Source organism: Novosphingobium sp. AAP93 (assembly GCF_001296055.1).
Taxonomy (GTDB): domain Bacteria; phylum Pseudomonadota; class Alphaproteobacteria; order Sphingomonadales; family Sphingomonadaceae; genus Novosphingobium.
Genome location: NZ_LJHZ01000029.1, coordinates 79,033 through 92,412, shown reverse-complemented (window position 1 = coordinate 92,412; position 13,380 = coordinate 79,033). Strand labels below are relative to the sequence as shown.

Here is a 13,380-nt window from a genome sequence, read left to right as displayed (position 1 = left end):
CTCCTTGTGTGAGCGCGGATTTGGCGAAAAGTCGCGGCGCGTCAACTATGCCGGTGATTATGTCCGGCGCGGCAAAGCCTCCTAGCGAGCCAGCAAGGTCCTCGCCTGGCTTGCCAGCTGCGCCAGCATGGCGGGAGCCACTCCGCCCGCACCCTGCGCCCGGCCCGTCAACGCGCGGAAATTGCGCACCGGAGCGGCCTGCGCCTCCAGCCACTGCGCGACTGCAGCCGCCGGATCCTGCCCGGCGGCACGGGCGAGGAAATCGAGCCGCATCTGCTGGAAATCGCGCGCGAGGCCGGCCACCAGCAGCCGCTCCCATGGATCGGAGGGGCTCATGCGGCTGGCCGCCTGCTGCGCCCAGTCGAGCCCGAGCGCCGCGCCCAGTGTGGCGAACGCCGTCGTCAGCGCGGAAGGATCGATCCCGCGCACCGCCGCAAGGTGCGCCAGCCCGATGGCCCCATCCATATCGACGAGGTGCGCGATGCGCTCCGCCACATGGGTGGGAACACCCGCGTCGGTCAGCTCCGCCAACATCCGCCGCGCCTGCACTTTGGCCTCGCCCTGAAGCAGTTCCCCGGTGGCGGCGGAGAGCTGCGAGACCCCCGGCTCCAGCTCGGCGATCAACTTGCCCGGCTCGAACGACCCGCGCCCGGCGCGCAGCACGTCGGCGATATGGCCCCGCAGCACTTCGGCGACGCGGCCGTAGAGCGAGAGCCGCACCTGTTCGGGCATAAGGTCGCCATCCGGCCCGTCGAGCAGCGCCCAGATGCCCTTGAGATCGAGCAGCCGCGCTGCCGCGACAAAGGCCGCCGCCACCTGTGCAAGGCTGACGCCTTCCTCCTCGACCAGCTCGAAGGGGTGCACCGGCCCCAGATCGTTGACGATCCGGTTGGCCAGCTTGGTCGCGATCAGCTCGCGACGCAGGCGGTGGGTGCGGATGTCCTCGGCAAAGGTCTCGCGCATCTGCGGCGGGAAGGCGGCGAAGAGATCGGCCTCGAGCACCGGATCATCGACCACCGGGCTTTCCTCCAGCGCACGCTGCAGCACGAGTTTCGCACTGGACAGCAGCACCGCGAGTTCGGGCCGGGTAAAGCCGTGGCCCGCTGCTGCACGGCGCAGCATATCCTCGCTGCTGGCCAGCCCCTCGGTCTTTCGATCAAGGTCACCGTTCTCTTCGAGCACATCGACCAGCCGCGCATAGGCCGGCGCCGCGCCAGCCCCACCGCGTTCGGCGATGGAGAGCGCCAACGCCTGCAGGCGGTTGTCTTCCAGCACGAGCGCCGCGACATCGTCGGTCATCGCGGTGAGCAGCGCGACGCGGCCATCCTCGTCGAGCCGCCCGGCGCGCTTGGCCGAAGCAAGCGCGATCTTGATGTTGACCTCGTTGTCCGAGCAATCGACGCCCGCCGAGTTGTCGATGAAATCGGTGTTGATCCGCCCCCCGCGCCCTGTTGCACCCACCAGCGAATACTCGATGCGGCCAGCCTGCGTGGTGCCGAGATTGGCGCCTTCGCCGATCACCCGCGCGCGCACGTCCTCGCCATTGATGCGCAGACCATCGTTGGCGGGATCGCCCACGGCGACGTTGTTTTCGCTCGAGGCCTTCACATAGGTCCCGATGCCGCCGAACCACAGCAGGTCGACCGGCGCCTTGAGGATCGCGGTGATCAGCGCTTCGGGCTCAAGCTCGGCGTCCTCGACGCCCAGCAGCGCGCGCACTTCGTCGGTCAGCGGGATCTGCTTCATCGTCCGGGGGAACACGCCGCCACCCGGCGAGATCAGCGCCTTGTCGTAGTCATCCCAGCTCGACCGCGGCAGTGCGAAAAGTCGCGCGCGTTCTGCCCAGCTCGCCGCCGGATCGGGCGTGGGATCAAGGAAAACATGCCGGTGATCGAAGGCCGCGACGACCTTGAGCGCCTTCGACAGCAGCATGCCATTGCCGAACACGTCGCCCGACATGTCGCCACAGCCCGCCACGGTGATCGGCTGCGTCTGCACATCAACGCCGAGCTCGCGGAAATGCCGCTGCACCGAAAGCCAGGCGCCCTTGGCGGTGATGCCCATGGCCTTGTGGTCATAGCCCTTGGAGCCGCCGCTGGCGAAAGCATCATCCAGCCAGAAGCCCTTGTCCTCGGCGATCGCATTCGCGATGTCCGAAAACGTCGCGGTGCCCTTGTCAGCCGCCACGACGAAATAGGGATCCTCGCCATCGCGGATCACCACGTCTCCCGGATGGACCACTTCACCGCCGACGATGTTGTCCGTCACCGAAAGCAGTGTGCGGATGAACACCTGATAGCTTGCGCGGCCCTCGGCGAGCCAGGCTTCGCGCGCGCGGACCGGGTCGGGGAGCTGCTTGGGATAGAAGCCGCCCTTCGCGCCCGTCGGCACGATCACCGCGTTCTTCACGCGCTGCGCCTTCATCAGGCTTAGCACTTCGGTGCGGAAGTCGTCGCGCCGGTCGGACCAGCGCAGGCCGCCACGCGCGACTGGGCCGGCGCGCAGATGGATGCCCTCGACGCGCGGCGAGTAAACGAAGATCTCGCGCCATGGCACCGGCTTGGGCAGGCCGGGGACGAGCGCGGAATCGATCTTGAACGCCAGCGCTTCGGCCGCAGCAGGCGAAAACGCATTGGTCCGCAGAATTGCTTCGGCAAGGGCGCGGAACTGGCGCAGCAGGCGGTCATCGTTGATCGCGGCCACTCCGGCGAGCCCTGTGCGGATCTGCTCGGCAAAGCGGGCTTCGGCCGCGGCGCGGTCTTCCTCGAACGCCGGATCATGGCGGGCAAGGAACAGGCCGATCAGCCCGCGCGTCACCTTGGGGGCGCTGCGCAGTGCTTCGACCGCTGTCGCGATCGAGAACGTCATCCCGGCCTGCCGCAAGTAGCGATACCACGCCCGCATCCAGTTGGCGCCGCGCGCGGTCAGCCCCGCCGTCACGATCAAGCGGTTGAACAGGTCGTCCTCAGCCCCGCCATTGAGCACGGCGGCCAGCGACTCCTCGATGGCCTCCTTGCGCGCGAGCAGTCCTTCGCCCTCGATCCCTTCGGGCAGCGCGACAAGGAAATCATGGATGAAGCCCAGTCGGCCCTTGTCGAGTGCGGTCGGGACTTCCTCCAGTACGCGGAAGCCGAAGTTCTCCAGCACCGGCACCGCGTCCGACAACACGATCGCGCCTTCGCGCTGATAGAGTTTCAGGCGCAGGCCTTCCTCGCCCGGCAGGCGGTGGAGCCGCACCGCGCGGCGCGGGGCATCGGTCTGCGTCAACGCGCGCAGCACACGGATATCGTCGGCTGCTTCGGCCGGGCCATAGGCGCTGCGATAGCCGATGGGGAACGCCTCGGCATAGCGCGCGGCGATGGCGGCGGCGCGCGCCGGGTCTTCACCCTTGGCCAGCTCGGCTTCGACTGCGGCGCCCCAGCCGCGCACCATCGTCTGCAGCGCCATGTCGAGCGCGGCTTCATAGGGCAGCGCCGCGCCATCGCGGATATCGATGACGAAGCGCATCAGCGCCAGCGTCCCGCCCTCGACCGAAAGGCTCCAGTCGAGGATAGGCGCGTCGGTCGCGGCCTCGAGCATGGCCTGCACGCGGTGGCGCAGCTCAGTCGACTGCACATCGCGCGGCAACCAGACAAACGCGAACAGGTGGCGCGCAAGCGGCGCGGCGACGAGCGCGAGGCGAGGGCGCGGCCGGTCGATCAAAGTCATCATCGTCGTCGCGACCCGTTCGAGGTCGGCTTCGTCAAAGCTGATCAGGATATCGTGCGGCAGAGCGGTGAGCGCATGGGCAAGCGCCTTGCCGGCATGACCGTTGGGCGCAAAGCCGAACTTGTCCATAAGCGCTTCAAGCTGGCTGCGCATGCGCGGAATGCGGTCCGGCGTCGCGGCCAGCGCGGCGCTGGTCCACACGCCCGCATGGACCGAAAGCGCCACAACCTTGCCGCCTTCCATCACCGGCGCGATGAACAGATCGAGCGGCACACGGCGGTGGACCAGCGCGATGCGATTGGCCTTGACGATGAGCGGGCTGCGCGGGGCATCGGTGCCGCGCTCGCCCAGCCGGTCGAACCACTTGAACGCGCGGTCGTAGCTGGCCTTGGCCAGCAGCGGGGCATCGCTGGCGCGGCAGATGCCGAGCGCCTCACCATGCGAGCCATCGCGGTGCTGCACGACATGGCCGAGCTGGGTGAGCATCCCGTCCGCCAGCCAGCGCAGCAGCGCGGCACCTTCCTGATCGGGAAGCGTGCGCGCATCCTCCTGCATCGCCGCCTGCATGCGTGACCAGTCCGCGACGGCGGCGTGCACGTCCGCAAGCGTTGCGCGCAGCGCGGCCAGCAATTCGCGCCGTTCGCGCGCATCGACGCGCTCGGTTTCCAGATAGACCATGGACTCGCGGCGTTCGCCCACGGCATCACCCTCGGGCAGGCCTAACAGCTTGCCTTCAGGATCGCGCCGGACCGCCACAACAGGGTGCACCAGCCGGTCGATGGCAAGGCCCTGCGCCGAAATCGTCGCCGCGATCGAATCGACGAGGAACGGCATGTCATCGTTGATCACCGCGATGCGCAGATAACGCGCGCCGCCGCCTGCGCCAGACTGGCCGCCGATGCTCTCGATGGCGATGGCCGGCTCTGCGCCGCAGCGCTTAGCCGCCGCCTTCAACGTGAAGCTTGCCGCCCCTGCCAGCCGCTCCGCATCGAATTCCGCTGCTTCCGCGGGCAGCAACGAAGTCGCAAAACGCGTGGCCAGAGTCTGGGACAGCGCCTGCGACAGAATCGCATCGGCGCCGGTGTCGGCGGTCTTCGTAGCCATGGTCGCTCCTGCTTCCCGGCGCGATCACCCCGCAGGTTTTGCCCTGTCAGCGGCGCGCCTTCTTGTCGTTATGGGTGCGTAATTTTATGTCACACCCATGAACTAATCATGCGAAGCCTACTCCGGCATCGGCGCAGAGGCAAGCGGGAGGAGCCTTAGGAATTCGGCGTCATTGGCTATTATGCCGGAACGGCCAAGTCGGCCTTGAGCGCATCCATCGTCAACGCGAGGCTGCGGTGGCGCAGCGCCGGATCGAAAGTCGAGCCCGAAACAATCAGCTCGTCCGCTCCGGTCCGCGCGCGGAAAGCCGTCAGCCGCTCGCGCACCGTCTTCACGCTGCCGATGGCGCTGACCTGCCGCATATGATCGAGCATCGCGAGCGAAGAGGGATGCAGGCTGTCGCGGTAGCCCGGCACCGGCGGTGGCAGCTTGCCCGGCGATCCGGTGCGCAGTCGCACGAAAGACTGGTCCATCGAGGAAGCAAGCAGCACGGCCTCTTCGTCGGTCTCCGCTGCGATCACGTTGATGGCGGCCATGACGTAGGGCTTTTCAAGCCGCTCCGAAGGCTGGAACCGCTCGCGGTAAAGCGTGAGCGCCGCGTCGAGCTGGTCGGGCGCAAAGTGCGAGGCGAAGGCATAGGGCAGGCCCAGCATTGCCGCGAGTTGCGCGCCGAACAGGCTGGAGCCGAGGATCCACATCTCCGGCTTGGCCCCGAGCCCCGGCGTCGCCTGCAGGGGCAGACGCGGATCGCCGGCAAAATGCAGCTGCAGCTCGACAACGTCATTGGGGAAGCTCTCGGCCGCCTGGTGGATGTCCTTGTGCAGCGCGCGCAGGATGCGCTGATCGGCCCCCGGCGCGCGGCCGAGCCCGAGGTCGATCCGCCCCGGAAACAGCGCGTCGAGCGCGCCGAACTGTTCGGCGATCACCAGCGGGTTGTGGTTTGGCAGCATGATCCCGCCCGCACCGAGCCGGATGCGCGAAGTGGCATTGCCGATATGCGCCAGCACGACCGAGACGGCAGCGCCGGCGATGCCTTCCATGCCGTGATGCTCGGCCACCCAGAAGCGGTTGTAGCCCAGATCCTCCGCCGTCTTCGCCAGCGCTGCCGCTTCGGCCAGCGCCTCGCTCACTGTCCCGCCCTCGCGCACGGGGACGAGGTCGAGGACGGACAGCTTGAGGTTTTCGAGGCTCATCGCGGCGGCTCCGGTGGCGCGGCAGCGGCTGCTGCCGGTGCGGATGATGTGGGAGCTGGTCCGATCTGGTCAAGATATCCTTTGGCCGTCGCCGCTTCCGCGCTGTCCGGCGCGAGTGCCAGGACCGATTCCCACGATTTGCGCGCGGCATCCTCGCGGCCCGAAAGCATGGCGATCACGCCCGCCTCGAGGCCAATAGGCGGACCGAGTGGATCGCCACGCGCGGCAAGGCTGGCCGCGACTTCGATATCACGCTGCGCCCGCTCCAGATCCTTGCCCCGCCGCGCCAGCGTGGCAGAGAGCAACCAGCCTTCGGGATCGTTCGGCGCGAGCCGGTGCGCGTCCTGCAGGGCACCGCTCGCTTCGGGCAGGCGCCCCAGCGCAACCAACGCGCGCGCCCGGCCGATCTGCGCTGCGCCGCGCACCGCGTTGTCGTCCGCGCTGGGCGCGCTGGATGGAAGCGGAGCAAGCGCCGTGTCAAACCAACCCAGCGCGGTTTCCGCGCGCCCGCCAGCCAGCGCGGCATTCCCGGCCATCGTCTGCAAGGCCGCTGCGGCAGCTTGTTTGTTGGCGGGCACCTGCCCCGCGCTTTCGACAAAGGCCGCTTCCGCCCCAGCGGAATCGCCCTGCTGCAAAAGCAGTTGGCCCAGACACTGCGCGGCAGCGCCATGCGCCGTATCCGGCGTTGCCGCCTTGGACGCCTCGGCAAGCCATGCGCGGGCAGCGGCGACGCCTGCGGCCAGATCCTTCTCACCCACCTTCAGGCACAGCGTATACCGCGTCGGCCGCGGTGCGGTCTCGACCGGCGCAGCAGGAATGCCGGTCTGCGTCGCCTGCGGTGTCTCGCCCGGCTTCGGCGGCGGCACTTCGGTCACGCGCTTGCGGCGCGGGATCGGCAGCGGCGAGGGTTCGTATTGCCGGGGATTGGGGCCGATCTGGTGCCAGACGTTCAGGGCAAGAGGCGTTTGCGCGGCAACCAGAGCGGAAAGCAGGAACAGCATCAGGGATCCTTCAGGCCCCGCCCAGCGCATCCAGCGCGGCGAGGAGCACCGCGATATCCGACGGGCGGGACAGGCGGTGGTCCGCATCCTTGATCAGCTGCACCTGCACATCGGCTGAACGCAGCGCGGCCGCAAGCCGGATGGAGATGTCCCACGGCACGTCCGGATCGGCCTGCCCGTGGATCAGCCGCACCGGGCCATCGAAGGCGATACCCTTGGCCAGCACCCGGCATTTCTGGCCGGCAGCCCAGAATTTCGCATAAGTCGGGGTCGGCTCCGGCCCGTAGATGTTGTCCTCGTAGACCGTCTCGCCGCGCGCAAACACAGCCTTCTGCTCGGCCGTGAAGCCCCATTCGCTGAAATCCGGCGCGGGCGCGAGGCCGACGAGCGCCGCCACCCTATCGCCCAGCACTTCGGCCAGCAGCAGCATCAACCAGCCGCCCATGCTCGACCCGCACAGCACCACGCGCTCGATCCCGAGCCCATCCAGCAGCGCGATCACTTCGTCGCGCCAAAGTGGCAGCGTCTTTTCGGCAAAAACACCCTCACTCTGGCCAAGCCCGCTATAGTCCAGCAGCAGGCAGGCCCTTTCGCGCCGCTCGGCATGCGCCATCAAGGCTTGCGCCTTGCCGCCGCTCATGTCGGACATGTAGCCGGGAAGGAACACGAATACTGGGCCTTGGCCCGGCAGGTAGCGATAGGCCATCCGTTCGCCGGAAGGCATGGTCATGTACTGGGTCATGCCGCGCTTGTGCCACCTCGGCGCGCCAAGGCCAACGCATTCGGCGCAGCTCATCCCCACAACCGGCCTTCCGCATGGCGGCGCTTTCTGCCAAAGCGCCCGGAACACCAGCGAGAGTTACCATGTCCGAAATGTTCAAGATCACCCTGCCCGATGGTTCGTCGCGCGAAGTCGCGCCCGGCACGACCCCGGCAGACATCGCCGCCGCGATCGGCCCGGGCCTTGCCAAGGCCGCGATCGGCGCGCGCGTGAATGGTGAGCTTTTCGACATTACCCGCCCCTTCGAAGGCGATGCCGCGCTCGCGCTCGTCACTGCGCGCGACGAAGCCGATGCGCTGGAACTCGTGCGCCACGACTATGCCCACGTGCTGGCCGAGGCGGTGCAGGCGCTGTTCCCCGGCACGCAGATCACTTTCGGCCCGAGTACGGACGACGGCTTCTATTACGATTTCGCCCCGAAGGACCGCGCCTTCACCGAGGACGACCTGCCCGCGATCGAAGAGGCGATGCGGGGGATCATCGCTGCGGACAAGCCGCTCCGCCGCGAGGTCTGGAGCCGCGAGCAGCTGATCAGCCGCTGGAAGCAGCAGGGTGAGACGTTCAAGGCCGAGTGGGCCGCTGAACTCCCCGAGAACGAGGAACTGACGGTCTACTGGTCCGGCGATGACTGGCTCGACATGTGCCGCGGACCGCACTTGGCCTCCACCGGCAAGCTTGATCCGCAGGCCTTCAAGCTCACGCGCGTCTCGGGCGCCTACTGGCGTGGGGACCAGTCGAAGGCGATGCTCAGCCGCGTCTACGGCACCGGCTGGCTGAACAAGAAGCAGCTCGATGCGCACCTCACGCGGCTGGACGAAGCGGCCAAGCGCGATCACCGCAAGCTGGGGCAGGAGATGGACCTGTTCCACCTCCAGCAGGAAGCCCATGGCTCGGTGTTCTGGCACCCCAAGGGTTACCGCATCTGGCGCGAGCTCGAGGCCTATATGCGCCGCGCCATCGACGGCGCGGGCTACAAGGAGGTCAAGACCCCGCAGGTGATGGACGCGCGCCAGTGGGAGCAGTCCGGCCACTGGGGCAAGTACCGCGAGAACATGTTCGTCATCCCCGATGAAGTGCCGAACACCGAGGACGAAGGTCCGATCGTGTCGGACGACGCCGAGTGGATGGCGCTGAAGCCGATGAACTGCCCGGCGCATGTGCTGATCTTCCGGCAGGGCCTCAAGTCCTACCGCGAACTCCCCTTGCGCCTCTACGAAAACGGCTGCTGCCACCGGAATGAACCGCACGGCGCGCTGCACGGGCTGATGCGCGTGCGGCAGTTCACGCAGGACGATGCGCATATCTTCTGCCGCGAGGACCAGATCGTGTCCGAAGTGCGCGCATTCTGCGAGCTGGCGGACCGGATCTACAAGGACTTCGGCTTCACCTATTCGATCAAGCTCGCGCTGCGCCCCGAAAAGCGCTTCGGCACCGAGGAGATGTGGGACAAGGCCGAGCACGAACTGCGCAATGCGGTGATCGAGGCCGGTCTCGCTACGCCGGAATATGGCTGGGAAGAGCTCCCCGGCGAAGGTGCGTTCTATGCTCCCAAGCTCGAATGGCACCTCACCGACGCCATCGGGCGGACCTGGCAGGTCGGCACGATCCAGTCGGACCGCGTGCTGCCCGAACGGCTCGATGCGGGCTATATCGGCGAGGATGGCGAGCGCCACCGTCCGGTCATGCTCCACCGCGCAATCTTCGGGTCCTACGAACGCTTCATCGGCATCCTGATCGAGCATTTCGCGGGCCGCCTGCCCGCATGGCTCGCCCCGGTGCAAGCCGTCGTCGCCACCATCGTCTCCGACGCCGATGACTATGCCTACGAGGCAACCGACGCCCTGCGCGCGGCCGGCATTCGCACCGAGACCGACACGCGCAACGAGAAGATCAACTACAAGGTGCGCGAGCACTCCTTGCAGAAGGTCCCCTACCTGCTGGTGGTCGGCAAGCGCGAGGCGGAGGAAGGCACTGTCGCGATCCGCACGCTGGGCGAACAGCACCAGAAGGTGATGCCGCTGGCCGAGGCACTTGCGATGCTCAAGGCCGAAGCGACTCCGCCGGATCTGCGGAGCTGATCACGCTCGATCTGCCGCTGCTCTCGCTGGCTCTCTGTGCGCTGGCGGCGTTCGTTGCCGCCTTCGTACGGGGCCTTGCGGGCTTCGGCATGGCGATCCTGCTGGTGCCGCTGATCGCGCTGGTGATCCGCCCAGGCGAGGCGGTCGTTGTCTCGAACATGCTCGGCCTCCTCATCGGCCTCGTCGGCGCGCGCAAGGTGTGGAAGGCGGGCGAAAAAAGCGCGGGCGTGATCGGCGGGCTTGCCATGGTGATGACGCCGCCGGGTCTCCTCGCACTGTTCGCCACGCCGCCCGCCGTCGCGCGTGTGGTCATCGCCGCTGTCGCCATCGGTGCCTTCGTGATGGTGCTGCTCCCTGCCAAACCCGGCCATGCCCCGGGCCAGTTGGAAACCGGGCTGACTGGCGTCGCCTCGGGCCTGCTCACCGGATTCGCCGGCATGCCCGGCCCGCCGGTCGTGCCTTATTACCTGCGCCGCCCGATCCCGCGCGAAGTCGCCCGCGCCTCGATGCTCACCGTGTTCCTGCTGACCTCCACCGCCAGCACCGCTGCTGCCCTCGTCCTGCGGCTGGCGTCCTGGCGCGATGCGCTCTTCGCGCTGCTGCTGTTCGGGCCGGTCCTCCTCGGCAATCACCTCGGCTCGCTCGCTTTCGGGAAGGTGAGCGATACGTTGTGGCGCGGCTTCGTCGGCCTGCTGCTCGCGGTCTCGGCTCTCATGGCTGTCGTCCGCCTGCTCGGCTGATCTGCCTAAGACGGGCCGTATCATGGGTAACGCCAAAGTAACCCTCGTCGGTCCATAGGTGCCGCGACTGGACAACCGGACGGACTGCCGATGACGATCAATTTCCCCGAGCTTGCACGTCAGGCCGCGGCCGACGGCGCGATCACTCCCGAGGAAGTGCTGGCCCTGCGCCGCTCCGCGTGGCCCGATGGCCGGATCGACGAGACTGAAGCCGAAGCCATTCTCGCGATCAACGACGTGGTCTCCGCCAAGAGTGCCGAATGGATCGACTTCCTCGTCGAAGCGGTCGGCGAATATGTCCTCAATGGCACCGAGCCGCGCGGCTATGTCGCCGATGAGACCGCCGACTGGCTGATCGCCAAGCTCGACAATGACGGGCGCCTCGATTCGGCAGCGGAACTCGAACTGCTCGTCCGCGTGCTCGAAAAGGCACTCGGCACGCCGGATCGTTTCAAGGACTACGCCCTCGCCCAGATCGAGCACTCGGTACTGACCGGCGAGGGCCCGACGCGCGACGGCGGCCACCTCAGCGCGGGTTCGATCACTGAAGCCGAATGCAAGCTGCTGCGCCGCGTGATCTTCGCAAGCGGCGGCGACCGGCCTGCCGCCGTGAGCCAGCGCGAGGCCGAAATGCTGTTCCGCCTCAAGGATGCGACCCTCGGCGCCGATAACGCCGCCGAATGGCAGCGCCTGTTCGTGCAAGGCGTCGGCAACTACCTGCAAGGCTGGCAGGGCGCCAAGGGTCTCACCCGCGAGCGTGCCGCCGAGCTGGAAGCCTTCATGAACCAGCCTTCGGGCGGCCTCAGCGGCTTCTTTCGCCGTATGGGCAGTGTCGCCGCCGGCGATCTGCGCTCTGCAGCCCGCGACCTGCTCACGAGCCCCTCCGCGCGCAACTTTACCGGAGAAGCCGTCGCTGATGCCGCTGTGACCGGAAGCGAACAGCAGTGGCTCGACACCCGCATCGGCAACGACGGCCAGATCGATCCGCTCGAACAGGCCCTGCTGGCGTTTCTCGCCGAAGGGTGAGGCCGCTCTTCACGCGAAATTAGCCATTCTGGCTGCAAGAAGCGTTTACCCGACCAAGGCATAACGGTCCCATCGCAAGGGGACGTCTATGCACATTCCGGCCAGAATGCTGACGCACGAAGACGCAGTCGACAACCGCCGCGTCCGTCGCCAGCGCGCGGGTGAAAACCCCGCCGGGCGCGTGCAGCGCATCTTCGATATCTCGCGCTATGGCTGCCAGATCGAAAGCAACGACCTTGCCGACGGTGCCAGCGGCCAATTTGTCGAGATCGATTTCGGCACGGTCGTTACCCGCGCCATCATCCGCTGGTCGGACCGTGCGCGGCTCGGCCTCGAGTTTGCCCGGCCCCTCGGTTCGCGTGAGGTCGATACATTGCTGGCTGAACCAGCACCGATCAAGTTGCGACGGCTCTAAGCCGCAGGCTTCACCGCCGCCGTCGGTTTGTACTTCGCGGCATCCGTCGTGAACTCGGCGTGCCCCAGGCTGCCGAGGTAGCCGCGCACTTTGCCCACCAGCCGCTGGTCGGCGAGGTGGCGCACCACCGGCGTCTTTGCGGCAACGCCATAAAGTCGCATCTGCCCCATCAGGCCTACCCCGACCGCCGTCGCGCGCAACTTGTCGATCGCGCGGATCTGCACGCCGAAGCGCGCCGCCGCCTTCTCGCTGCCATTGCAGAAGTTCTGCATGAAATAGACTTTGGCAAACGAACGCTCGAGCCGGGCGCGGACTTGCCCTTGCGGCGTCGAGGTGTCGATCAGATCGGCCTCCAGCGTCGCACGCAGCAGGCCGCCGCAAGTCGTGTCGTCAAACCCGGCCCGCAGCGTCAGTGCCCGCGCATTCCACATGTCGACGATCCCCTGCGGCGTCTCGGCCAGCAGGTCTTCCGGCAGACCGAGCAGGAAGCAACGATAGCGCGACAGCTCGATCTGCGTGCGCTCTTCGGGTGTAAAGTCGCTGCGGCCTTCCTTCAGCACCTTGGAAGAAATGAGAAAGTCCGAAATGAGCCCTGCTGGCATCTGGTCCACTTGCGGGATCGGAATGCCGTAGACCTGCTGGTCCCATTTGCCGCCCGAAAGCACGTTGAAGCGCACCATCGAGTGCATCAGCCGCACCATCGCCGCCGCCTTGAACCCTGGCCCGAACCGCGCCAGCGCGCCGGGCAATACCGAAGTGCCGAAGAATGTCGCGGTCTCCTTGATCCGCCGCGCGGCGGTCTTGTTGGAGAGCGTGCCCGTCAGCGCCATCGGCAGTGCGGCGTACTTGTTCATGAACGTCGCGACGAAGGCGCCCCGAATGGCCCACGGCGCGACATTGGCAAAACTCACCCGGTGCAGCCTTGCACCTTCCTCAACTTTCGCCATGTCGACCCACTCCGGAGTCGCTTCCATAGAGCGGATGAAGGTGACGAGCTCGGCAGGCGCGCCTTCCACTTTGTCGACGCCCTTGTCGCAGGCTTCGACCAGCAGATCGACCAGCCGCCGGAAACCATATTCCGGCATGAGCGCGGCATAGGGATCAGCCACAGCATCGCCCATCAGGGTATAGACAGCCATGCGCTCCATCAGCTCGGTGTTCTCGAGCAGCTTGGCCGCAACTTTGGGATACGAGCGGAGCTCGCTGCCGGCGATGTCACCATCCAATAGCAGGCGCTCGGGCTGAATGCTGAAATCGACCGCGCCATACATCGCCGGATTGTCCGTGCGCTGCGCGGCAATCCGCTGGCGCAGCTCGGCAATGGGCGTGGGCAC

Annotated in this window: 9 protein-coding genes; 4 read left to right on the top strand and 5 right to left on the bottom strand. The window is 67.2% G+C overall.

The features are described 5' to 3' along the window. Positions 1–81: 81 nt before the first annotated feature. The 4 genes from IP83_RS06690 to IP83_RS06675 all read right to left on the bottom strand — a co-directional run bounded on the left by IP83_RS06690 (position 82) and on the right by IP83_RS06675 (position 7,748). Positions 82–4,812: an NAD-glutamate dehydrogenase domain-containing protein gene (locus tag IP83_RS06690; RefSeq protein WP_054121429.1), complete on the bottom strand. Its 4,731-nt coding sequence runs from the start codon at positions 4,810–4,812 to the stop codon at positions 82–84. Positions 4,813–4,991: 179 nt separating this feature from the next. Beyond that, positions 4,992–6,005, bottom strand: coding sequence for an LLM class flavin-dependent oxidoreductase (locus tag IP83_RS06685; RefSeq protein ID WP_054121428.1), 1,014 nt, complete (start codon positions 6,003–6,005; stop codon positions 4,992–4,994). After that, positions 6,002–7,006, bottom strand: a complete 1,005-nt coding sequence (locus tag IP83_RS06680) for a tetratricopeptide repeat protein (protein WP_231624939.1) — start codon at positions 7,004–7,006, stop codon at positions 6,002–6,004. Before IP83_RS06680 ends, IP83_RS06685 begins: the two co-directional genes overlap by 4 nt. Before the next feature lie 10 nt (positions 7,007–7,016). Beyond that, positions 7,017–7,748: an alpha/beta fold hydrolase gene (locus tag IP83_RS06675; RefSeq protein WP_054121494.1), complete on the bottom strand. Its 732-nt coding sequence runs from the start codon at positions 7,746–7,748 to the stop codon at positions 7,017–7,019. Between the two features lie 122 nt (positions 7,749–7,870). On the opposite strand from IP83_RS06675, the gene thrS reads away from it, so the two are divergent. The 4 genes from thrS to IP83_RS06655 all read left to right on the top strand — a co-directional run bounded on the left by thrS (position 7,871) and on the right by IP83_RS06655 (position 12,046). Next, entirely contained in the window at positions 7,871–9,865 is a 1,995-nt protein-coding gene (thrS, locus tag IP83_RS06670) for a threonine--tRNA ligase (protein WP_054121426.1), read from the top strand. Next, positions 9,862–10,605: a sulfite exporter TauE/SafE family protein gene (locus tag IP83_RS06665; protein WP_054121425.1), complete on the top strand. Its 744-nt coding sequence runs from the start codon at positions 9,862–9,864 to the stop codon at positions 10,603–10,605. Before thrS ends, IP83_RS06665 begins: the two co-directional genes overlap by 4 nt. A 90-nt stretch (positions 10,606–10,695) precedes the next feature. Next, the gene (locus IP83_RS06660) at positions 10,696–11,631 is read left to right on the top strand and encodes a hypothetical protein (protein ID WP_054121424.1); all 936 of its coding nucleotides are present in this window, start codon (positions 10,696–10,698) and stop codon (positions 11,629–11,631) included. Between the two features lie 106 nt (positions 11,632–11,737). Next, positions 11,738–12,046 (top strand): PilZ domain-containing protein, encoded by a 309-nt coding sequence (locus IP83_RS06655; protein ID WP_054121423.1) that lies wholly within the window; start codon positions 11,738–11,740, stop codon positions 12,044–12,046. On the opposite strand, the gene IP83_RS06650 is transcribed toward IP83_RS06655, so the two are convergent. After that, the gene (locus IP83_RS06650) at positions 12,043–13,380 is read right to left on the bottom strand and encodes an oxygenase MpaB family protein (protein WP_054121422.1); all 1,338 of its coding nucleotides are present in this window, start codon (positions 13,378–13,380) and stop codon (positions 12,043–12,045) included. The two genes, IP83_RS06655 and IP83_RS06650, sit on opposite strands and share 4 nt — an antisense overlap.